The organism is Aequorivita sp. CIP111184, assembly GCF_900489465.1.
Taxonomy (GTDB): domain Bacteria; phylum Bacteroidota; class Bacteroidia; order Flavobacteriales; family Flavobacteriaceae; genus Aequorivita.
On the sequence record NZ_UEFQ01000015.1, the window covers coordinates 1 to 24,482 of the forward strand.

17 protein-coding genes are annotated in these 24,482 nt (G+C 38.3%); 8 read left to right on the forward strand and 9 right to left on the reverse strand.

Features of this window, described 5'->3' with window-relative positions; translation table 11 throughout:
- Positions 1–449: 449 nt before the first annotated feature.
- The 4 genes from AEQU1_RS04375 to AEQU1_RS04390 all read left to right on the forward strand — a co-directional run bounded on the left by AEQU1_RS04375 (position 450) and on the right by AEQU1_RS04390 (position 4,075).
- Complete coding sequence (locus tag AEQU1_RS04375; protein WP_111879119.1) at positions 450–713, forward strand: helix-turn-helix domain-containing protein; 264 nt, start codon at positions 450–452, stop codon at positions 711–713.
- A 45-nt stretch (positions 714–758) separates the two neighbouring features.
- On the forward strand, positions 759–2,195 hold the full coding sequence (locus tag AEQU1_RS04380) for an McrB family protein (protein WP_111879120.1): 1,437 nt from the start codon (positions 759–761) through the stop codon (positions 2,193–2,195).
- Positions 2,192–3,565, forward strand: coding sequence for a hypothetical protein (locus tag AEQU1_RS04385; protein ID WP_111879122.1), 1,374 nt, complete (start codon positions 2,192–2,194; stop codon positions 3,563–3,565). The genes AEQU1_RS04380 and AEQU1_RS04385 overlap by 4 nt, the downstream gene beginning before the upstream one ends.
- Positions 3,566–3,853: 288 nt before the next feature.
- The gene (locus AEQU1_RS04390; RefSeq protein ID WP_181566710.1) at positions 3,854–4,075 is read left to right on the forward strand and encodes a hypothetical protein; all 222 of its coding nucleotides are present in this window, start codon (positions 3,854–3,856) and stop codon (positions 4,073–4,075) included.
- A gap of 94 nt (positions 4,076–4,169) precedes the next feature.
- On the opposite strand, the gene AEQU1_RS04395 is transcribed toward AEQU1_RS04390, so the two are convergent.
- From AEQU1_RS04395 to AEQU1_RS04405, 3 genes are all read right to left on the reverse strand, one after another.
- Positions 4,170–4,946: a DUF1206 domain-containing protein gene (locus tag AEQU1_RS04395; protein ID WP_111879123.1), complete on the reverse strand. Its 777-nt coding sequence runs from the start codon at positions 4,944–4,946 to the stop codon at positions 4,170–4,172.
- Between the two features lie 184 nt (positions 4,947–5,130).
- Positions 5,131–6,981, reverse strand: coding sequence for a tetratricopeptide repeat protein (locus tag AEQU1_RS04400; protein ID WP_111879125.1), 1,851 nt, complete (start codon positions 6,979–6,981; stop codon positions 5,131–5,133).
- Positions 6,982–7,308: 327 nt separating this feature from the next.
- A complete protein-coding gene (locus AEQU1_RS04405; RefSeq protein WP_111879126.1) occupies positions 7,309–11,445 on the reverse strand; it encodes an HYR domain-containing protein in 4,137 nt (1,378 codons plus the stop codon).
- 307 nt (positions 11,446–11,752) lie between these two features.
- Here AEQU1_RS04405 and AEQU1_RS04410 point away from each other — a divergent pair, with 307 nt between their 5' ends.
- The gene (locus AEQU1_RS04410) at positions 11,753–13,222 is read left to right on the forward strand and encodes an exonuclease domain-containing protein (protein ID WP_111879128.1); all 1,470 of its coding nucleotides are present in this window, start codon (positions 11,753–11,755) and stop codon (positions 13,220–13,222) included.
- Here the strand turns inward: AEQU1_RS04410 and AEQU1_RS04415 are convergent.
- From AEQU1_RS04415 to acnA, 6 genes are all read right to left on the reverse strand, one after another.
- On the reverse strand, positions 13,212–13,865 hold the full coding sequence (locus tag AEQU1_RS04415) for an HAD family phosphatase (RefSeq protein ID WP_111879129.1): 654 nt from the start codon (positions 13,863–13,865) through the stop codon (positions 13,212–13,214). The genes AEQU1_RS04410 and AEQU1_RS04415 overlap by 11 nt on opposite strands.
- Positions 13,866–13,918: 53 nt before the next feature.
- Positions 13,919–14,962 (reverse strand): MBL fold metallo-hydrolase, encoded by a 1,044-nt coding sequence (locus tag AEQU1_RS04420; RefSeq protein WP_111879131.1) that lies wholly within the window; start codon positions 14,960–14,962, stop codon positions 13,919–13,921.
- Positions 14,959–15,975, reverse strand: a complete 1,017-nt coding sequence (locus AEQU1_RS04425) for an LLM class flavin-dependent oxidoreductase (protein ID WP_111879132.1) — start codon at positions 15,973–15,975, stop codon at positions 14,959–14,961. Before AEQU1_RS04425 ends, AEQU1_RS04420 begins: the two co-directional genes overlap by 4 nt.
- A gap of 46 nt (positions 15,976–16,021) precedes the next feature.
- Positions 16,022–17,089, reverse strand: coding sequence for an NADH:flavin oxidoreductase/NADH oxidase (locus AEQU1_RS04430; RefSeq protein ID WP_111879134.1), 1,068 nt, complete (start codon positions 17,087–17,089; stop codon positions 16,022–16,024).
- 89 nt (positions 17,090–17,178) lie between these two features.
- Complete coding sequence (locus tag AEQU1_RS04435) at positions 17,179–17,505, reverse strand: hypothetical protein (protein ID WP_111879136.1); 327 nt, start codon at positions 17,503–17,505, stop codon at positions 17,179–17,181.
- 4 nt (positions 17,506–17,509) lie between these two features.
- Positions 17,510–20,290 carry an aconitate hydratase AcnA gene (acnA, locus tag AEQU1_RS04440; protein WP_111879545.1) on the reverse strand — a complete coding sequence of 927 codons (2,781 nt, stop codon included), beginning with the start codon at positions 20,288–20,290 and terminating at the stop codon, positions 17,510–17,512.
- A gap of 243 nt (positions 20,291–20,533) precedes the next feature.
- On the opposite strand from acnA, the gene AEQU1_RS04445 reads away from it, so the two are divergent.
- From AEQU1_RS04445 to AEQU1_RS04455, 3 genes are all read left to right on the forward strand, one after another.
- Entirely contained in the window at positions 20,534–21,061 is a 528-nt protein-coding gene (locus tag AEQU1_RS04445) for a hypothetical protein (protein ID WP_111879137.1), read from the forward strand.
- Positions 21,062–21,153: 92 nt separating this feature from the next.
- Positions 21,154–23,517, forward strand: a complete 2,364-nt coding sequence (locus tag AEQU1_RS04450) for a TonB-dependent receptor domain-containing protein (protein ID WP_111879139.1) — start codon at positions 21,154–21,156, stop codon at positions 23,515–23,517.
- Between the two features lie 77 nt (positions 23,518–23,594).
- Positions 23,595–24,464 (forward strand): hemin ABC transporter substrate-binding protein, encoded by an 870-nt coding sequence (locus tag AEQU1_RS04455; RefSeq protein WP_111879140.1) that lies wholly within the window; start codon positions 23,595–23,597, stop codon positions 24,462–24,464.
- The last annotated feature ends 18 nt before the right edge of the window (positions 24,465–24,482 follow it).

The window sequence follows — 24,482 nt, forward strand, 5'->3', positions numbered from 1 at the left end:
GTAGTGAGTAGTGAGTAGTGAGTAGTGAGTAGTGAGTAGTGAGTAGTGAGTAGTGAGTAGTGAGTAGTGAAGTTAAAATATTTAGTGGGTCACTCTTATTATTTTTTATTATTTATTCTCATCTAATCGGGATTTTGACCGCTCATTGCTGATTATTTTCTGCTGTTTTTTAATTTGTAGAAAAAAGGGCTGTTTTCTTACAATCTAATGACTTTGCTATGGCTTTGCTATGGAGTATCCGTGGCTGGGGTTTTTAGGAGAAGACAATATTCCCAAATTTCATTTTTATTAATTATTTGCGTGTTACCTAAAGTCGCACTTTCCGATGCAATTTTTTCGGCTGAAAAAAAAAAAGGATTTCCAATTCAATCCCTAACTCAAAGAAAATTTAGGCTAAATGATACATATTGTCGGTTGATAAAAACATACAATTAGTATAGTTTCGAGCTATGATAAATAACTTTCTTTTAAAAGAATTTGGTGGTAGAATTAGATACTTAAGAATTCAAGAAAATTTAAGTCAAGAACAACTATCATATAAAACAGGATTTCACCGAACTTATATAGGAATGATAGAGAGAGGTGAGCGGAATATTTCTCTTACTAATATGGCAGTTTTTGCGAAAGTATTCAAATTAACTGTTGACGAACTCTTGAAGTTTGATAACTCCAAAGAATTACTCGAAAAGTATAAACTAAAAACTGAAGATTAAATCTTTTGATATCAGGTATTGTAAAAGGGCACATAAAAAAAGAATATGAGTATAGAAAATATTAGACAATTTATAAAAGAAAAAGCTGAACTATTCGGTGCCAAGACTGACAACGAATTCAATAAATCCTATGTTGAAAGGAATAACACAGGACAAGAAGCTCTTAAAGATAATGGTGCTTATTTTGGCTTTATTCACCCAGAAGAAGAAGTATCCGGTCCATTTCACGACTTTTCTCTGACAATATTTCCCAACGACCAGAATAAACCTTGGCTTGTTTGCCTTGGAATTGGTTCCAGTGGGTTTAAAAATGACTATGAGCTTGCAACATATCCTGGATTAAGGCGATTGTTTTCAAACTTAACAAACGAAAGAGGCTTTTGTAAATCGGATTTTTCAGATATAGAAACTAGTTTACCTAAATCAATCACAGGAAGCCCAAGCTTACAGCATATAAAAAACTCTATTAAAACTTACACCAAAGTTTTACCTACTTGTCAAATTGTTAACGACCCGGAAAGCGAAGAAGGAAAACAAGTTATTGCAGCTTTCGTAGCAGGTTATGCGAAGCTTAGAGACTGGCCTTCTAACAAAGACCATCGAAAAGCAGTTACTGAAGCACTAGAACCTTTTTTTAAAATAGAAATTACTGATGAAGCAGAAGAAGTCAAGAGCCTCTTAAATGAGCGAAAATATATTGTACTTCAAGGTCCTCCAGGAACGGGAAAGACTAGAACAGCAAAAATGGTTGCAGACAAAATTAGTGCAAAGACATTTTTTACCCAATTTCACGCAGAAACTAGTTTTTCCGACTTCATTTTTGGATTAAGACCTGATACCGCAAACGAAAAACTTCGATATAGAGAATATTTGGGTAGTTTCTCGGAAGCGTTGAAGTATGCCGTTGAACATAGCACAGTAAAAGTCGTTTTAATCATCGACGAAATAAATAGGGCTAACCTTTCAAATGTTTTAGGACCAATCTTTTACTTATTCGAACATAAGATGGATGTCTCAAACGTAGAAATTGAAATTTCTCCTAATTTCAAGATAAAGAAACTACCTAACAATTTTTTGGTGATTGCAACTATGAATACAGCCGACAGAAGTTTGGCCGTTGTGGATTTTGCCTTGAGAAGAAGGTTTGCTTGGTATCCTTTGACTCCAAAAATTATTATTGGTCCAAGCAAAAAGCTTGGGAATGTCTCTGTCAATAAGGTAACTGATGAAGAGTTTTTCTTTAAAGAAGACTTCGCTGTTATCGAGGAAATTTTTAATTGGTATGCTTCAAGTACTGAATTAAACCTTCAGCCAGGTGAAGGGTATTTCATCGCTAGAAATGAAATAGAAATGCTGAATAGAATCCGTTACGAAATTTTTCCTCTGATTAAAGAATATTTACAGGAAGGGCTGTTACGAAATGCTAAAGAAGAGTTTAATAACTATTTCTCAACAAGAATAAACCTATCTCTCTTTGAATGACAAAATCATTAGATGTATTTTGTGAAATCCCTTGCTTAACTGAACAATCAAGAAAGTTAGGCGGAATTGAGCTACAAAAAAAATGGTTCAAATCGGCAGACAAAAGAATCATTGGGCAATACCTTCAAAAATTTATTGATTACAATTCAGAGCAATTTAAATTCTTAGGGGTTCGACCTTACATAATTGGCTCAGACCAAAGTACTGCCTTAACTTTTCATTCATCAAGCTTTATTGGCTCCATTCCATTAAGAGCTTCTGACACCGGAAAGCAAATCGGTGATTTTGTAGTAATGCCCAGATTTACTGGGCGCGATAGATTTGAGGATTATATTGAAATTTTAAACTTACTTGGAACAGAGATCAGTCCAGAAGTCATTGACAGTTTGCCCCTAGCATCGGGTAAAAATTTTAGACCACCCTTATATTTAGAAGCTGTAAAATTCATTGCTTCTCTTGAAAAACTGACAATGAAACCTTGGCGCAAGTTTGACAACGTTGAAAAGATTTCAAATGAACCAACTGGACAAGTTAACTGGACGAAATATATTGATTCAGAATATAAAGTCGAAAATCGTTTAAAGTTTCCAGCTAGAACCAATGTATTAAGCGAGTTCCACACTGAATATGCTGAAATTAGATATGTGTTTGACATTTGTAAAATTGAACTCCTCTCAGCTAATACGCCACAAAGAATAAAAAATACACTTAGAAATAAGTTAAACTTTCTTGAAGAGCGGTTATATCATCATAAGCCAAAAGCAACCAATAAAATAATTATTCGATTTTCAGACAGCCCAGCAGTCAAAAATTGTAAGGAACAAGCCAATAAAATTTTAAATTTTAACCTTGTTGACAGTACAGCTTGGCGTGTTGACTTCTCAGATGTATTTGAAAAGTTTATACAACACATCTTCAGAGAAGCAGCAAAAGAGATAGGCGGGCGACTCTATTCGAACTTTAAATTTCGTTCAAGTACCTCAAAACATTACTCTTGGGAACTAAAGCATATTGAACCGGACGCTATTTTTCAGAAAGAAGATTTTCTAGTGTTTATTGACGCAAAGTACAAATCAAATTTATACAATAAATTTGAAAAAAGTGAATTACTTAAAGAATACCATAGACAAGACCTACATCAGATAATGGCATATTCCTCATTCAGCAAGACAGATTTCAAATATGGCTTTCTTTGTTACCCATCAGACCAAATAGAAATAAAAAGTATTCAATATGAAAACGGAATAAATAAAGTTATAAACACAATATTGATTTTGGGCGTACCCTTGAAAAAAGACTCCATAACGGAAGCAAAGCGAGTATTGACAAGTAAACTTACCGAACTTGAAAGAAAAACAACGACTGTGTAACACGCAGTATAGTTAATTGACGAAGCATTTCGTATTCGAGAATTGCTGCCTGTATCACAAATAGTATTATCTTGAAATAGGACTGTTTCCTATGTATGCCTAAACATATTGTCTCCATCCTATGTTATGATGACAATTGAGGAATTATAAGTAATAGAAGAATACAGTATCAGATTAATTTATAGAAAGTTCAATTTCGAAATTTGATTTTTTAAACTCAATTAATATTTCAGGCCTGGTATATTTATAAGCACCAATAAATTCAATTTTTTGGTTAAAATAATCGTCTTGCATAACCCAAAATGGCATCGTGAAATAATCCTTGCTCTGAACCTTTATTTTAAACTGGAGCCAGGGCAGATACAAGCGCGTAATCCCGCCATTATAGAACTCTCCGAAGTTTTAAACAAACTGCCTATACACGAGGGAAGACCCAATAGCGTAAAATTTAGAAACCCCAATGGAGTAGGTTTAAAACTGAGCAACTTTTTAACTATTGTCCACCCATAGTATCCATTTCTTCGTGCGTCATAATGGTATAATCTGCTGGAGGAAATAGCGTTTTTATAATTGTGTCTACCTAAGGTTAGATTGTAAAATTATCTCACTCCCCCTCAAAACTCCGATACCGTGTAAGAAAAACATAAAATGCTCCATAGGAAATAAAGCCTACGGCGGTAACAGCCATCAAGATTCTACCCAAATCAGATTGGTTTAAAAACAAGAAAGCTTCCTGTATTCCCTTTATCTCGTGATTGCCAGTATATATTCCAGCCCGTAAAAAGAAATAGGCGATTATGGCTACTATAAATGCGCGGGCATAAAAACCAAATTGGCCAAAATGACGAATAAGTTTGTAATATTTATGTCCCTCCAGATTAAACTGGTCTAACAGGCCCCCTTTAAAAACCCCTATCATTAAAACGATGGCTTGGATTGCCAAAATGATTCCCACACAAATAAAAATAATGGATAAGGTGGAAGTTCCCAAAAAGTTGAGATAACTGGACCCGGAACTTCCTTCGGTTGTATGGTTAAACACATGATAAAAAGCAAGCACTGCTATAAATGTATAAACCAAGCCGGTTGTAAAAAGTCCGAAACGCCTTAGTTTTGCCTTTCTGCTATTGCCTATATTCTCAGGGTCTTTAATGCTCTGTATAAACATCCAATAGGAATAGCACAGCAGACCGGCCCCTAATAGCAACAACAGTATTTGCCCAAAAGGTTGTTTTTTAAGAAATGTTAGCGCTTGGCTGGTACCCGAGCTTTCGCCACCCATATTCAATGCGGCCAAAAGGGAAAGGATGCCGATTACCAAATAGATAACGCCCTTGGAAACAAAGCCAATGATGGCAGCGGTTTTATAAGATTTCTTCACTTTGTAGATGCTGTTTATGGGTATTCAAGTACAAAGTTACAATAAGATTACTTTGCTGCGAAGGGATGCTTATAGTTCTGATCATATTCAAGAGATTGCTTTGCAGCGCTGGCAAGGATACTTCTGCCGTTTAATTTTCGCTACAGCTTCACCGACTGTAGGCACTCAGGGTAGTTTTTAGTTGTTATTCCAGATGATCTATTAATTTTTCAAAGCCCAAGATATCATCCTCCATGCCCATTTTTCTGCGAAGACTTGCTTTTTTTGAATCCACTTGTTCTACACTAATACCCATTAGTGGAGCGATTTCTTTGGCTGAAAGCTGAAGTTTCAACATACAGCAGAATGCAATATCATTATCAGATAAGTTTGGAAACATTTCCGTGAGTAACAATGCGAAAGCCGGATGTACCTCAACAAATTTGCCCTTAAAGTATTTCCAATAATTGTGATTGCCTAACAGTTCTTTTAATTCGGAAGCCAGTGCATGGGATTGCTCCGGATTTTCGCGTAGGTCTATCAATTCAATTATTTTACTTTTAAGATTAGAGATTTCCAGAGACACTTGAACCAATTCCTTTTCCTTATTTGCCAGTGTCCTTTCCCTTTCTTCCAGCAATTCGCTCTCCAGTTTGTGGTTTTCTTCCAAAACCTCTTTGGAGTTTTCAAGGTTTACTACCAACTGATTTTGTAGTTTGAGTTTGTTTCTATTTGCTAGATACAAAAGGAGTACCATAGCTAATACTAGTGCGAAACTGAGGATGCTCAGAAATAAAATTTTGTCTTTTTTAGAATTGTTCTCGCTTAATAGTTCATTGTTTTTTTCTAATACAATATTTTTTTCACGTTGTAATTCATTTTGGTAGGTTTGCTGGAGCTCCAACGATTTAGTTTGATTTATAGCGGTGTTAAGCGAATCTTTTAAAAAATCCATCCGTTCAAAAGCTTCCAAGGCATTCTCCACCAGTCCACTTTGACTATAGGTAGCTACAGCCTCTTTCAAAAAGGCTATTTCGTTGTCGGCATTCATTTTTAAAAGAGGAATTTTAGAGGAAGATTTAACTTGGCCTATTACATTGAGGGCTTGGCTATAAAGTTTATGGCTATTTAAAAAATCCAAGTATTGGGCACTAATTTCCAAAAACCTAGGTGAATTTAGCTGGAACGATCCTTCATAGGCTTCTTGGTAGGCATTTTGTGCCAGTTGAGTTCTATCTGTAGCATTGTAAACTTGGGCCAAATTACTTACACTGACCCAAACTATTTCCATATTATTCATCAATTTTAGTGCAGATATAGCTTCCTTCAGCGCCTCTTCAGCCGCTTGGTAATTCTCCTCTAAGTGAACTAAGCAGTTAGCATAACTTATTAAAGTATAATAATAATTGGCACTCTTATTTTTTGCAAATACAGGCAGAACCTCTTCATAAATATCTCTAGCAAAAGCATAGTTACGGTTGTTATAATAAAGATTGGCTAATTTTTGTCTTACTACACTCAGTTCTCGAACGTTTTTTCCTTCACTAAGAATGGCAATTGATTTTTTAAGATATTCCAATGCCTTTTCACTATTCATCATATAGTTATAATTGGAGCCCATTTCACCCAAAACGATACCCTCTCCTTGGCGGTCATCTTCTTCTTTGTAGAGCTGCATCGCACTATCTAATGCCTTTAAAGACTCCTCGTATCGAGAACCTATGCGATAATTGATTGCCAAATTTAAATACAACTGAGCTCGCGTTAGTGGATAGTTTTCTGCATACAGAAGTGCTTTTTTCATATAAAACTCAGACGAATCTAGAACAGCCAACTTATTGTATTGAATACCAATATTGCTATAAGTTACAGCTATGATCGTGTCGTGAAGCTCAGCGGAATGTTTCAATAAACGGAACATATAGATTTTAGCAGAATCGGGATTTGATCGCACGCTGTTTTCTATCTGTTGGTTAAGCTTATCTATCTTCGGAGTTTGGGCTGGGGAGCTAAAATAAATACAAATGAATAGAGTTAGGGGAATCAGGTTTTTCATAGGGAGGTTTAGGGGCAGTAAATATATAAGAAATCACCTAATATTCTATGATTCGGATCTGGGATTTGTGTTTAATTAATTGTGGATTTGAGGTTTGGGATTCTTAAATTCATCTATGCCTATTTTACAGGATGCCCATTTTTAAAAGTAGAAATTATGAAAGCAAATGCATGTTGTATTGCATGGTACGTAAATACTCCTAAAAAAATTATTTGAAGTTTCAAGAGTGCTTATCATCGAAAAAAAAATATGACCCTTGATTACTAAAAAAACAAAACCCCTTGTACAATTTGCACAAGGGGTTTTTTATAAATATTTAAAAGAAAACTATTCTTTTAACAGGCGCTTGGTTATCTGACCGTTTTTGCCTTTGATGATCACTACATAGGTAGCGGCAGCAAGGTTATCTACATTTAAGGTCTTGGCCGTTGCCATTCCCTTTAAGTTGAACGACTGCACCAATCTTCCCGTTAGGTCATAAATATCAGCACGCTCAAGCTCTAGGCTCTGTGGGTTGCCGATGGTTACATTTCCTTTTGCGGGGTTGGGATACATCGCGATGCTTCCAAGGCTCTGGTTGTTGCCTCCCGTGCCAAGTACACTATCCACAACAAGCTCAAACTCGCAGGTTCCCGTATTGCCATACGCATCTGTTGCGGTTAGCATGATGGTATAGGTGCCGTCTGAAAGTGTTGTTCCCGCAGCCGGGTCCTGAGTGGTAACGGTAACAGGATCGGTACAGTTGTCTACTGCCGTTGCCTCTCCCGTTGCAAAGTAATCAGGAACAATATAGAACAAGTTCCCCTGACCTGGATCTACCGTTTGGTCTGCTGGGCAAGTAACCACTGGCGCAAGGTTGTCAACCACGGTTACAACCGCAGTACAAGTGGCAAGGTTGCCGTTGTTGTCTTGGCTGAAGATCTGAACGGTTACAGGAGTACCAATATCGGTACAGCTGAACTGTGTAATGTCCACGGCTACTGTAAAGATACCACAGGCATCATCGTTGCTCGCTATCACATCGCTTGGGTCAAGGGTGGCGGTGCCATCTGCTCCAAGTTCCAATGTGAAGTCCTGACATACAAGTACCGGACTTGTATTGTCCTCCACCGTTACGATGGCGGTACAAGTTTCAGTATTTCCGTTTACATCGGTTACGGTTAGTACAACAGTGTTGTCGCCTATGTTCGAGCAATCGAAAGTATCGATGTCAAGATCATAGCTCGCAATGCCACAGGTATCGGTAGAGCCATTGTCTATATCAGTTCCGGCTATGGTAACCGTTCCCGTTAAAGGATCAAGTTCCACGGTAAGGTTCTGACAGGCTACCACTGGGGCGGTTACATCTTCTACCGTTACGATGGCGGTACACGTACTTGTATTTCCGTTTACATCGGTAACTGTAAGGATTACATTGTTGTCTCCAACATTGGAACAATCAAACGTATCCATATCTATTGAAATAGTAGCCACACCACATTGGTCAGTGCTGCCACCGTCCACATCTGCTGCAACTATAGCTGCGTTACCAGCGGCATCCAATTGGATGGTGATGTTCTGGCAAACGGCAACTGGCGCCTCGTTGTCGATCACCGTAATGGTAAAGCTACAAGTGCTTACGTTTCCGTTTACATCGGTGGCGGTGAACTCAATCGTGTTCACGCCAACTGGGAACTGGCTTCCGCTTGGGTCACCCATTGTCTGCACTACGGTATCAATACCACAGTTATCCTGTGTATAAGGCATCGAGAAACTTACTGTTGAAAAGCAGTTACCCGCACTTGTGTTGGCGGTAATGTCTACAGGACAGGCTATGATTGGCGCTTCATTGTCTTCTACTGTAATTACAGTAGTACAAGTAGCTGTCTGACCATTACCATCATCTACATTCCAAATTACTGTAGTATCACCAGTTGGCAAGATTTCACCTGCAAGCGTATCCGTTCCGTTGAAGTCGTTTGTGATACTTCCGCTGGTACAGTTATCAGTAAAAGTTGCATCAAACTCGGTGCCTACAATTGTGTATTGGCATACTCCAGAATCAGTATCGCGAGTTGTATCTGCAACACAAGTTATTACCGGGGCTTCTGTATCTTCAACATTAACAATAACATCAATTGTTGTTTCATTTCCAGCGCCATCGGTTGCTGTTAATTGAATGGTATTACTTCCAATATCTGAACAATCGAAATCAGTTATACTTAATGTTTGAGTTACAGCACCGCAATTATCTGCGGTCGTTAATCCAAAATCGGCAGGCGATACGGTTACGTTTCCTGACCCATCAAGTTGCACTGTGATAGTAACATTTTCGTTATTAAAAGTTGGAGAAAGATCTCCTTTTACCCATACACGATGAATGGTGCTAAAACTATTAATAGTAAAATCATCTACTTCCCAACGATTTCCTGCACCTCTAACTCCCCAGTGTGCCTGTCCATTTCTCCAAAAAGGGAAATTGGTCAAGGCAAAATCACCTTCGTTCGAAAAGAAATCTGGAGCATTTTGTGGAATTGAAGCATTATGATTTGCACCTAGCGTATAGTTTGCAGGATTATTAATTCCAGAAAAACTACCAGTTCCTGTTTTCACATAGTCCAAAACTGCAGAAAAGTCTGTGGTGAAATCAATTACATTATTTAAATCTCTTGAGGTTTGCCCAAAGAAACGCACTTCTTCAAAATCGATATCGGCAGCCAATACATTTCCGAAGTGGCCCCAAGATGGTGAAGCCGCTTCACTGGTTCCCAAGGTAGATGCACCTAATAAAGGAAGATCTGTATTTCTAACCTCCAACACTGAGTTATCTCCTGCTTGATGTACGTAGTTAAGGATCATTAACCAGCCGCCACCATCGGTATCGTTATCCAATACCCCTTGGAAAGTACTTCCGTTAAAAGCAAAGTAATACGTTCCAGATGTTACACTTCCAACTATTTCTGGAAGTAGGGAAGTAAAAGGATTAGTTAAAGTACCATCCCCGTAAATATCTGCAAAAACAGGAACTTCTGTGTCATTTACAGTAACATCAAAACTACAGCTAGAAGTTCCATTACTATCCGTAACTTCAAAAGTATTGGTTGTGGTACCTACTGGGAAAGTTGAACCAGAAGGAAGTCCTGCTGTCTGCTCAAAAGTTGCATCTATTTCTAAAACGTAACGATGAGGGGTAACTTCTTGAACATCGTTCCAAAGTCCTGTAGTAAACATCACTGCATAGTCCTCATTTCCTCCAGCGTCATTAGGCTCACCTGCATTCCAGTTAGTATAACCCAGTGGGTCTCCATTTTGCCATTCAAAACTTCCTTCCGTGGCTAAATCATTAAGACCTAATAACACATCCAAACCGGGAATAGTCGCTAGAACTGCATTATTTATATAAGTATTTTCTGCTGCATCATTGATAGTAGCAACATAACCACCATTACTAAGGGCATCAGCAAAAGCTGCCGAACCATTCATAGGGTTATTAGATACGTAATAGGTATGTCCGTTATAAGCACCCAATTTTGTAAAGTTACCAAATCCATCTTGCGGTGGAATTGTGGAAGTGCTGCTTGAAGCCGTAACGGTATAATTTACTACTGCACCACAGATACCTGGATCGTTAGAAACCGTGATATCTCCTGGACAGCTAATAATGGGACCGTTTATTGCCAATGATTCCATATATACCAATAAATTTATACGCCAATTGGTTGCTGCTGGATTGGGGGAGTGGAAATTAACCGTAGTCATTCCACCTACCATAATCCTTCCAGCACCCCAAGCCTTTTCGGCCAAAAGCACTTTTGCTGGATTGGTACTATCAACCAAAAGGTTGCTATAACCAGTACCTGTAATTGAAGCATGTGAATAATTACCACCCGTCATTGGGGTAGCAGTTGGAGTATTAGGGCCTATAAATACTGGATGGGAAGTATTTACTACTGAAACTGAACTACTCTCATTTGGATAAACCAAAGTGGTGCCACCAAATCCAAAATTAATATTGCCAGCCTCGTTGGGTGCGCTGTTCAATAACAGTGTACCTCCGTTATTTACCCAAGCCTCAATGGCAGGAAGGTTTCCAACTAAAAAAGCGTCCAGTTCGGTCGCATTAGAATCGCTTCCGTCTATAAAGACAAATTTTGTAGGAGCAGCAAAGACAACTGCTGCATTTAAGGTCTCAAAAAATTCTTGGGTCCAATTGCCGGCACCAAAAGCGCTATCCATAGCAACTTGGTTGGTGTTATTGCCCCAAGGATTTCCTACAGTAGAATTAATGTAATACAAATCGCCTGGCGCAAAGCTGGGCATGAAATTTTGTACAGAATTGGATCTCCCGTTGACAGTGGGAACTATTTGAAAATAATCGGAACAGGTTTCCGGATCATAATTGGTGGATGTACACTGCGCGTTGGCTTTTTGAGTAAGAAAAAAGCACGAGCAAATTACAATCCACAGGAAAGTAAGTTGTTTCATTATATTTGGGGTTTTTGTTAAAGGCGGCTAAAGTATAATATTTTGTTAAATTTTATATACGTGTAAGTACGTACATGAAATAAATAACTTCAGCCTATAAAGGCAAGTAATTGTTGTCTAATAGTTTGTATCTTTTAAAGAAGCAATATTGTAATCGTAATCTTACGATATTACTTGTAAAAATACGAGAAGGCACCTATCAAGTATAAGATTTTACTATAAATATTTGGATTATTTCCATTTAGCGGGAAATATTCCAACAAAATTGAATATGATTTTCTACATTTGTATCCCTAGTAAAAAATAAATGCACTCACAACTTTTCGCAATCATTGACGTAGAAACCACCGGTGGCGGCATTGCAGGTAATAGGATTACCGAAATATGCATTGCACTGATGAGGGAGAATGTAGTGGTTGATAAATACACCACTCTTGTAAATCCTGAGCGGGATATTCCACAACATATTACGGCACTTACAGGAATTGATAATAAAATGGTAGCGAATGCTCCGCGTTTTTTTGAAGTAGCCCAGCAAATTGAGGAGTTTACACAAGATGCAATTTTTGTGGCGCACAACGTTAGTTTTGATTACAATGTAATTCGCGGAGAGTTTCGACTTTTGGGACAGCATTACAACCGAAAAAAGATATGTACCGTAAGGCTTTCAAGAAAGTTAATTCCCGGATTGCAATCTTATAGTTTGGGAAGGCTTTGCAACTCCATTAACATTCCGCATCTCAACCGTCACAGAGCTGAAGGCGATGTAGATGCCACTGTAATTCTTTTTCAAAGATTATTTTCTTTAGATGATAATTTTGAAACTATCACTACTTTTCTGAATCCGCGATCCAAACAAGCTACCTTACCCCCTCACCTGCCTGCGGAACAAATAAACGAACTACCTGAACAATCCGGAATTTACCTATTTAAAAATCAAAAGCATCAAGTAATTTATGCTGGTAAGGCAAAGAATATCAAGAAAAGAGTGCTTTCACATTTTTATGATAAGAAAACAAAGGAATATCATCTTGGGCAGGAAACCCATTTTATAGACTACGAACTTACGGGGAATGAATTACTTGCGCTGCTCGTAGAATCAGAACACATACGGAAACATTATCCAAAATTCAACAGTGCACAAAAGTGGCCAACAACTACCTATCAAATTATTAGTTATTTGAACCAACGTGGTATTATTCAACTTGCCTTGGGAAAGACAAATGCATTGCACGATTCTGTAAGCACTTTTTACAATAGAACCGAAGCTACCGAAAAGCTGGAAGAAATATGTGAAAACTTTAAGCTGTGCCCACGTTTTTGTACGCTGCAGAGCAATTCTGAAAAATGCTCTCACTATCGCATCAAAAATTGCGAGGGTATCTGTGAAGGCATTGAAAATGTAGAAAATTATAATTTAAAAGTTCAGGCAGCCATCCAATCCTTAAAAGAAAACAAACCTACGTTTGCCATTCAAGGAAAAGGAAGAACAGAAGGGGAGATAGCCTTTGCCTTAGTAGCTCACGGACAATACAAAGGTTTTGGTTTTTTTGACCGAAGCGAAGCTATCAGTAATATTGAGGACTATGAACCATTTTTAAAATTGCAGCAGGCCACATATCACACTCACGCCATTATCCGCAGCCATCTTAAAAAGAACGGAGAGCAAAATGTGGTTTATTTTGACGAACCATTGCAGCTTACATTACAGAGAATGAAAGTAATGACAAGCAATTCTGCTAAAAAAAATAAAGGCCTTTTTGAATTTAAAGACTAATTAGATTCGAAAAAGCAATCTCATCAAAACTTTTGATTACTCTGTCGGCATTACTATAATCCTGATTTGTTGAATGCTGACTTTTGTATCCCACACAATAAATATTAGCAGCTTTGGCAGCAGCGATTCCGTTGGTGGAATCTTCAATAACCATGCAATGATCGGTATGTTCTCCCGCCAATTCAGAAGCTTTTAAGAAAATTTCTGGATGTGGTTTAGATGCTTTTAAATCGGCACCGCTTATTTTAGCTTTAAAATATTTATCGAGATCAAACCGCTCAAAAATGCGGTTGATGTTTGGCATAGATGCCGAAGACGCCAAAACCAAGGTGAGTCCATTGGCGTGGTAATCTTTTATTAATTCATGCACACCGTCTAAAAGCGCAAGGTCGTTATCGTTTTCAAAAAGATATTTAAAGTGTTTTCTTTTTGTTGAAACAAGATGTTCTGGACTTTCCGTAAGACTAAAATGACGGCAAAGTGTTCTGCAAATTGGAAGAGTTGATTGTCCCGTGAAAGAATTATACATAGACTCACTCACTTCAATATTTACTTCCTCAAACATTTTGAAGTATGCTTTTCGGTGCAGTGGTTCGGTGTCTACAATGACGCCATCCATATCAAAAAGTACGGCTTTTAGCATGTTATATTTTTTTTGCAAAGGTAGTTAGATTGTTCGATTTATAGATTGTTTGATTATTGGATTTCCTTCCACCACTGCGAAAACTGTTGTGAAGAATTTTCAAAATAAACAAGCTCTCCAATACGTGGAGTTACCAAAGGAATATTTGAAGACTTACTATTTTCGAATATCCTATTTAAAGGTTCATCCCAAGGATGCAATGCTAACGCAAACTTTCCAGAGTGAACAGGAAAAAGCTGTTTTGCTCTCAAATCCTGCGCAGCTTGAAGAACTTCCTCAGGCAGCATGTGGATGTAGTGCCACGCCAAATTATACTGCCCGTTTTCTAAAATCACTAAATCAAAAGGACCAAACTTTTCGCCTATTTCCTTAAAGTGTGTATCATATCCGCTATCACCACCCAGAAATAAATTATAGCTTTCTGTTTGAAGAGCAAAGGAAAGCCAAAGTGTGTTGTTCCGTTTAAAACCCCTTCCAGAAAAATGACGCGCTGAAGTTGTGTTTAATGTAATATCATTATCCAATTCTCTTGTTTCGTTCCAATCAAGTTCTATAATAGATTCCGAAGCAAATCCCCAAGATTCAAAATGTGCACCTACACCCAAGCCTGTAATTACTTGTTTCACCTTTGGTCTTAACTCTTGAATTGTTTTATAATCCAAATGATCATAATGATCATGCGAAATCAACAAATAATCGATTTCGGGAATATTTTCTACAGAAAAATCATTGCTGCCTTTGAAGGGTTTATTGGTTCGGGGAATTGGGGAAGCGCTTTTGCTAAATACAGGATCTATCAAAAAACTCTTGCCATTTAACTGAATATAATACGAAGAATGCCCAAACCACAAAAGTATATTAGATTCTATTGGCAATTCTTTCAAATTGGTTTTAACAAAGGGAATGGGTTGCGAAGGCTTTATGTCTTTCGGTTTTCTAAAAAAAAAATCGAACATTACTTTGCCGAAACTATACCCTTCAGCCAATTGCGGCGTATCATTTATATTTTGAAATGCCCCATCACGAAAATTGGGTGAATTTTGGATTCGTTCCAGCCTTTCGCCCGATGGTTTTTTCCCCAATTGTGAATATATCATATAGTACCTTGATTGATTTGTGATAAAAGTTCGAAAGAGCGCAAGCGCGCTGTTTGGTCATAAATATGGGCTACAACAATAATTTCATCTACCCGCGTTTCGTCAGCAAAATCAGCTAACTTCTTTTGAACAGTTTCTTTACTGCCCACAAAGGAGTATTGCATCATTTGGGAGATATGAGCCTCTTCCATTGGGTTCCAAAGTCCATCCATGCTTTTCACTGGTGGGGCAAGTGGTTTGCGGGTATTCCGTATTACGTTTAGCATAAAAAGCTTCATGCTGGTCGCCAAATATTCGGCATCTTCATCCGTATTTGCAATAACTACATTTACACAAGCCATGGCATAAGGCTTGTTTAATTGTTTTGAAGGTTCAAAATTTGAATGATATAAACGCAGTGCATCATGCAAATGGGTTGGTGCAAAATGGCTGGCAAATGCATAAGGCAGTCCTAATGCTCCTGCGAGTTGAGCACTATATGTGCTTGAGCCCAATAGGTATAAAGGCACTTCCAATCCTTCTCCTGGAATAGCCCGGACAGGACTATTATGGTTTTCTTTTGAAAAATACCTTTCCAATTCCTGTACATCTTCTGGAAAATCATTTACCGTTTCCACGCGTTCACGTCTAAGAGCACGAGCAGTTTGCTGATCAGTTCCTGGGGCTCGACCTAGACCTAAATCTATTCGGTTTGGATATAGCGTAGCGAGCGTACCAAATTGCTCCGCAACCACTATGGGAGCATGATTTGGCAACATTACACCACCAGAACCTACACGAATTGTCTTTGTTCCCTGAGCTATATAACCAATTAGTAGTGGCGTAGCGGAACTCACGAGGCTTTCTGCATTGTGATGTTCGGAAATCCAAAAGCGCTTATAACCTAGTTTTTCAGCTTGCTGTGCCAAAGCAAGGCTGTTTTCCATTGCGATTTTATGGGTGCTTCCCTCAATTACGGGAACCAAATCCAAAACCGAAAAAGGGATGTTTTTTAAATCTTTTTCTTTATTCATATTCTTTTTTAATATTACGCTTCGACAAGCTCAGCATGACATTTTTTCAAATTTTAGCTCTTTCGTATTGTAATGGCCAATTAACATCTACGTTTAATTCGTGAGCTGCATGTAATGGAAAATAAGGCTGTCTTAAGCTTTCACGGGCATAGAGAATTAAATCAGCTTTTCCTTCTTTTAAAATAACCTCAGATTGTTCTGCAGTTGTTATTTGTCCTACAGCTCCAGTCAAAACATTTGCTTCGTTTTTAATCTGTGCAGCAAAAGGAACTTGATAGCCCGGCTCGCTCGGGATAGTTGCATGTGGAACATTTCCGCCGGAAGAAGTATCAATTAGATCAACCCCTAATTCCTTTAATTTCACTGAAAGTTTTACCGAGTCTTCAATAGTCCAACCCCCTTCTGTCCAATCTGTGGCAGAAATCCTTACAAAAAGCGGTTTTTCATCTGGCCATTCTTCGCGAACAACTTCAGTAACTTCAAGTAAGAAGCGAATTCTATTTTCAAAACTGCCACCATATTCATCTTTACGCTCATTGGCCAATGGAGAATAGAATTGGTGGAATAAATATCCATGGGCGGCGTGAATTTCAACTACATCATACCCTGCTTTTTCGGCACGACGTGTGGCTGCGATATAATCATTTTTTACCTTTTCAATTCCTGTAGCATCCAAAGCAATTGGCGCCGGTTCTCCTTCGCGAAAAGGCAATGGCGAAGCTGAAACTGTTTGCCAACCGTTTTCTTTATCAGGAGCGATTTTTCTAGCTCCATTTTTTGGCAATTGGTAACTAGCCTTTCTACCAGCGTGAGCCAGTTGAATTCCAATTAAAGCATCTTGTGTGTGAACAAAATCGGTTATTTGTTTCGCCTTTTCAATATGTTCATCTTTCCAAATGCCCATATCACCATGGGTAATTCTTCCTTCAGGCGAAACGGCTGTTGCTTCTTGAATCATTAATGCCGAACCCCCCACGGCGCGACTTCCCAAATGCACCAAATGAAAATCGTTTGCAAAACCATCATCGCTGCTGTACATGCACATTGGCGAAACGACCATTCTGTTTTTGAAGGTTGCTTCTTTTATTTTTAAGGGGGAAAAGAGAATGCTCATATTATTTTTTATTGCTATTTTTTATTTTTTAATTAACAAGTCTTCGACAAGCTCAGACTGACACATGTTTTAAAATTGTCTTTAGGATATTATAGAAATTTTAAAAATCCGTAAGCTCTTCGTTTTTTCAAATAACCTATTTCATCTTCGTAATGATATGCTTCCCGTTCAAAGGAAATATTTCGATAGGCTTTATGGCGATTTCTAAATTGAACCACCCTAATTAAAAACTCAAATCCATACCACAGATAGAAAAAAACTATCAATAATTCTCTTTGTTGGCAAAGGTGAATGCTTTCGTGGTTTAGAAAGACTGCATCTTCTTTTAAGGCGTGGTTTTTTAAGACCACAAAAGGCCACAACGTTATTCCGTTAAAATTTTTACGGAGGAGTTTTGGACGGACAAGCAGAATCACACGTTTATTTTTTCAAAAACTGTCGCAATACATATTGAAGAATTCCTTCATTTTGATAATATGCTACCTCAATCGGGGAATCCAGTCTTGCTATTGCCTTAAATTCAATTTCCTTGCCATCGTCGTTTTTGGCAGTCACTGTTACTTTTTTTGAAGGGGTTAAATCCTTTTCAATTCCTATAATACTGAAATGTTCTCTTCCAGTCAATCCGTGTGATTTGGCACTTTCGCCTTCTAAATATTGAAGCGGTAATACACCCATCATAATTAAATTACTTCTGTGGATACGTTCGTAGCTTTCTGCCAAAACGGCTTTTATTCCCAAAAGAAATGTTCCTTTGGCAGCCCAATCGCGGGAGGAGCCGCTTCCGTATTCTTTTCCGGCCAAGACTATGAGTGGAGTTTTGTCTTTTATATATTTTTGGGCTGCTTCATAAACCGTCATTCCGTCGCCCGATGGAAGGTGTGTTGTGTAACCGCCTTCTTTATCAGATAACTGGTTATTGATACGGACGTTCGCAAACGTTCCCCGCACCATAACTTCATCATTTCCGCGGCGTGAACCGTAGCTGTTGAAGTTTTTCTTTTCAACACCTCTTGATTTCAAATATTGTCCAGCGGCGGAATCTTCGGAAAAGGCTCCCGCAGGTGAAATATGGTCTGTTGTAATACTATCACCTAAAACCAAAAGTGCGCGCGCGTCTTCAATATTTTTCAATTCTTTGGGTTCATCAGAAAGATCACGGAAAAACGGCACTTCTTTTATATATGTTGAATCATCATCCCATTTGTAAATTTTGTCATCTGGCACATCGAGGTTTCTCCATATTTCGTTGCCCTCAAATATTTCCCCATAATTTTTTTCGAAGTCTTTTGGTGAAAGTACTTTTTTCATCACTTCGTGAATCTCATCATCGGTAGGCCAAATATCTTTTAGGAAAATATCTTTTCCATTATGGTCAGATGTTAACGGTTCAGTAGTTAAATCGATATCAACTCGTCCTGCAATTGCGAAAGCAACCACCAACATAGGCGACATTAAAAAGTTCATTTTAACTTGAGGGTGAATACGCGCCTCAAAATTACGATTTCCTGAAAGTACCGATGCAACCACCAACTGTTGCTCCTCTACTGCCTTAGCTATTTGTGGAGGTAAAGGCCCAGAATTCCCGATACAGGAAGTACAACCATAACCCACTAAGTGGAACTGCAACGCTTCCAAATCTTTTAAAAGGTCTGCTTTTTCAAGATAATCTGTCACTACTTTAGAACCTGGCGCCAACGAAGTTTTCACCCATGGTTTTACATCTATTCCGTGTTCTCTTGCTTTTTTGGCTACTAACCCCGCCCCAATCATCACAAAAGGATTTGAGGTGTTTGTACAAGAAGTAATTGCCGCTATTGCTACGGAACCATCGGAAAGCATATATTTTTCATTGCCGTTTGAAATCCAAACAGTTTTTAAACCATTTTTTGTTTTGGTTTCTATTTCAACATCAAGATTGGGGTCTTTAGGTTGTTCCACTGGTTGGCTTCCACCTTCCTCTTTCCAACGAGTGATGGCTTCCTCTCGCTCAGCAGGTTTTATATATTTTCTATCAAAACCGCTATCTAGCAGTTCAATGAATTTATCTCTGAAATCCTTTAAAACAATTTTATCCTGTGGGCGCTTTGGACCTGCAACACTTGGCTCTATCGTGGAAATATCAAGTTCTAATACATCGGTATAGTTTATTTGGTCCTCGTCTTTTCGCCATAGCATATTAGCTTTGCAGTAATCTTCAACTAACTGAATTTGTTTCTCACTTCGGTTGCTGCTTCGCATGTATTCCAACGTTTTATCGTCAATTGGGAAATAGGTTACTGTACAACCAAATTCGGGTGACATATTTCCAATAGTAGCTCTATCAGGAACCGAAAGATTATCCAAACCAGGGCCGAAAACCTCAACAAATTTTCCAACTACCCCGTATTTACGAAGCAGATTGGCGATTGTAAGCACTAAATCTGTTGCTGTTGTTCCCACCGGCAATTTTCCAGTAAGTTTAAGTCCGATTACTTCGGGACTTATAAAATAGATAGGTTGGCCGAGGATGGCAGCTTCGGCTTCAATTCCGCCTACGCCCCAAGCTACTACGCCAATTCCGTTAACCATGGGTGTGTGGCTGTCAGTCCCTACAAGTGTGTCGGGGAAAACCATGCCGTCTCGGGCGATAGCACCTTTTGAAAAATACTCCAAATTCACTTGGTGGCAAATGCCCATTCCAGGTGGAACCACGCTAAAATTATTAAAAGATTTCTGCGCCCATTTCAAAAAAGTATAACGTTCTCTGTTCCGCTTGTATTCCTCTTCCATGTTTTGTTGATAGGCGTATTGTGCGGCAAAATAATCAACTTGCACACTGTGGTCTATTACTAAGTCCACTGGAATCAATGGGTTTATTTTTGAAGCATCACCACCTTTTCGAGCCATTTCTGAACGTAAAGATGCAATATCAACTACCGCAGGAACGCCTGTAAAATCCTGCATCAGAACACGAGCGGGTTTAAAGGCAATGTCTTTCTCACTTTTCTCAGGTTTCCAATTTAAAATTGAGTCTAAGTGATCTTTTGTAACCGAAAAATCATCGTAATTACGAAGCGCATTTTCGAGTAGAATTCGAATCGAAAAAGGCATTTTTTTAATATTGTACCCTTGCTTTTCAAGTTCAGGGAGACTATAGTAAGTTAATTTTTCCTCGGAAGATTCCAGGGTTTTTTTGAGGTTGTAAATATCTTGTTGCATGATAACGTAAATTTTGAACATTAAATTTACTCAATAAATATGGTGTCGGCTCGCAAAGAGACTTGTTTAACAGGGCGTTAACAAAATCTGGAAATACTTTAAAAACTATATTTCCTTAAGAGTATTTTTAAAAAAATCATTCGCTTAAATGAAAGGCAGGCCAGCCCAATAAATTAGCCGTAAAGACCACTACTTTAGTATTTTTAATTAAATTAGCCGTCATTAATAAAAATATACATCGCATTGAAAAATGCAACTTCCTTTTTTCTACTCTTTATTTTCAGCTTCAATATTGGAGGAAGCTATGTTATTTTTAAAATTCAACAAAATCATATTCGCAGGGAAATAGTCCACCAAATAAAACTAGGTATTTCTGAAAAGGATTTAACGAGCATTACCGTTTCGTCAGAAAATGAAAACCAACTTATTTGGAAAGATCACGAAGAATTTCGATATAAAGGAACGATGTATGATATTGTTCACATTGAGATTTTGGACGAAAACACTAAAGTCTACCACTGTATTTCCGACAGTCAAGAAACAAATCTTATTGCGAAATACAACAAAGATTTCAAGAAGAAACGCAAGGATAAAAATAACCGCACCAATTCAGTAAAGAGTATAAAATATATTGAAAAAATAAATCCAATTCCGCAGAAAGAGGAGTTGGCATTTTCAAATAAAGTGATTCGCCCCAATTTTATTTATCATGACAACTACGCATCACTTTCGCTCGAAATTTTGAGCCCTCCACCCAAACAAGTTTTATAATTTATTTTGAAGCACCTCTGCTTCCCTTAAGAATTCATTCGGAACCATTTGGTACCGATAGGCATATTCCTAAATTATAAAACTTTTTAAAAATGACAAAACTTTATTTGTCCCTGTTGGGACTGCTTATAACTGTATCTGTATTTGGACAGGAAAAACTTTCCGGAAAAATATATGATGCAGCCACAAATGCTCCACTTGTGGGAGCCAAAATTGAAATGAACGGCACTGAAGTTTCCAGCACTGATGCCAATGGAAATTTTTCCATCCCCTGCATTGAAAATCAAACGCTAAGTATTAGCTACATTGGTTTTGAAACTTCCGTTATTAAAGTAAAAAATTGCGCCGAAATATTAAATATCGGTTTAAAAACAACTATAAGTACACTTGATGAGGTGCAGCTAAGCGGCACGCTAGACAACAATAAAAAGGTACTTGAAAAACCTCTTTCAGTAATTCAGTTGAATGAAAAAGAACTGGATCGTGGCACAGGACTGTATCTTGACGATGCAATAAATGCAAACGTTCCCGGCGTAAACATGAGCCGAAGAGCGGTATCATCGGGGCAACAATTCAACATTCGCGGTTATGGAAATGGAGTTGGCTTTAAAGGCGCCACCAATAACTTTGATGGACAAGGCTACAAAGTGTATTACAACAACATTCCGCTTACAGATGCTGAGGGCATCACGATGTTGGACGATATAGATTTCGACTCTGTGGGAAGTGTTGATGTTATTAAAGGTCCGGCTGGTTCATTATACGGATTTGCAATAGCAGGTGTTGTTAATTTAAAAACAATTCGTCCCGAAAAAGGGCAAACTTCACTAGGTGAAAAAATAACTGTGGGAAGTTACGGCTTAGCGCGATTCACTACCCAATTGCAAATGGGTCTTGAAAAATCTTCTGTTTTACTGAATTACGGCCACCAAATTTCTGATGGCTATTTAGACCACAACGCTTCACGAAAAGATTTTTTGAATGCCGTTCTGGATTTTCATCCAAGTGAAAAGCAAGCCGTAAGTACTTATTTCGGTTTTAGCAACAGTTATGACGAACGCGGTGGTGAGCTTACCATTGGTCAATACGATACTTTGGACTACAGCGGAAATGCTCGGTACATTAAAAACAACGCACACAGCGAAGTGATTAGCTTCCGTGCAGGTTTGAGCCATAAATACAACTTTACAAAATGGCTTTCCAATACCGCAACTGTTTATGGTTCTGGATTGAATACAAACGCAAGCTCTGCTGGTGGCTGGACTGATAAAGACCCCGTTAACTTCGGAACACGCATAACATTTGACCTCAATTTTGATTTAAGCGAAGACTTCAGCCTTTCGGGAGTTGCAGGTCTTGAATTTCAGGAACAACGAGCACAATCCATCAGTTATTCAATGATAGAAAACCCATCAGACCCGGAAGGGTATAATATTATTGGCGGCATAAAAAGCAATCAATATTCAAAATCGAAAAACAAATCGCTTTTTACAGAATGGATTTTAAAAATGCCTTATGACATTTCATTCACTGCAGGTATCGGCAAAAGCACTATGAATCTTGATCTTGAAGATCGTGCATTTGACCCAACAAGTGGAAAGCCACAAGTGGTTTCCGCAAATTATGAAGATTTGTTTTCGCCACATTTCGCAGTGAACAAAATCTTTAACAATATGGTTTCGGTTTATGCATCTTACAGCAAAGGCTACAAAGCTCCAGTTAGTGGGAACGTAATTATTGGAGCTACTGGCGATCTCAACACTGGTCTGGTTCCCGAAGAAGGCGACCAATTTGAAATTGGTTCAAAAGGAAATTTGTTGGACAGCAAATTGCATTATGAAGTGGCTCTGTTTCAAGCGAAGTTCAAAAATAAATTCACTTCCATAGCTATACCGGCGGGTGATGGCACTACACTTTATTCATACATAGCGAACGGTGGTGAATTGAACAATAAAGGCGTGGAAGCATTGGTAAAATATACCGCTTATGAATCTGCAACAGGTTTCTTCGGAAATATTAGTCCTTATTTAAATCTGGCATATTCAGATTTTCAGTACGATGATTTTCAATACCAAAAAATTGTTGGTGGCAATGTAGTAACAGAAGATTACAGCGGAAACGACGTGGCCGGTGTAGCACCTTGGGTAGTAAACGCAGGTATTGATTTCAACACAAATTTAGGAGTTTACGGAACAGTGAATTATTCTTATCACGATCCCGTTCCTTTTACCTCAGATGGTTTAAACGTTGCAGATAGCTATAGTTTGCTGAATGCCAAACTTGGTTACAGAATGAGTTTTGGGCACTTTGACCTTGATGCGTATGCAGGTGCAGAGAACATTACTGGCGAGAAATATTACATGATGCTTTTCTTGAACCAATTGGATGACGCATACATTCCAGCGCCATTAGACACCGTTTTTTATGGCGGACTTAACTTGAAATATAATTTTTAAAAGTTCAAATGTCAGGTTGAGCGCAGTCGAAACCTAATGGGTAGTTCTCGACTGCGCTCGAACTGACAAATAAAAAAATGATGAAAGCAATCCTATTAATCATTTGTACAATACTCCTCAGTTCCTGCGGAAGATTTGGCAATGAAGACAAAAAGAAAGACCACGAAGAGCGTATCGTCTGCATTTCAAAACAATACAGCGAAATAATTTATGCGCTTGGTGCGGAAGAAGATATAGTGGCGGTAGATGTTTCCAGTACTTATCCGCCAGAAATAAAAAATTTGCCAACCATTGGCTATCATCGTGCTTTGGCAGCGGAACCTATACTTTCAATGAAACCAACTTTGATTATGGAAGACAACAACATTGGTCCCGAACACGTGGTTACACAGTTGAAGGATTTAAAAATACCGATGAAACAATTCGGGCAATATGAAAATACTATCGCTGGAACCGATTCCTTAATTTGCGAAATGGGCAGCTATTTTCACAAAGAAGAAAAAGCTGAGGAACTCTGCAAAAAATTAGATACCGATATAAATTACGCAAAACAACAAGCACTTTGGTATGAAAAGAAGCCAAAAGTGTTGGTAATCCATTTTGGGCAGGCAAATAATATTTATTTAGTAATGACCAAAAACAGCACCGCTGGAAAACTGATTGATTGGGCCGGCGGCGAAATGGCTGTTGATGGCGAGCACGGCATGACCCAGTTTTCCCCAGAAATTGTTGCTCAAAGCGATCCAGATGTAATACTGTTAACAGATTTTGGTTATGACCGTTTGGGTTCCACCGAGGAAGTTGGAACGCTACCAGGAATTTCAAGCACTAGAGCTTTTAAAGAAGGAAAAGTATTTCGTGTGGAAGAGCACGATATGGTTTATTTAGGGCCAAGAACGGGTGAAAATATTATTGAATTACAAAAGTTAATACACGGTAATGAGTAGTGAGTAGTGAGTAGTGAG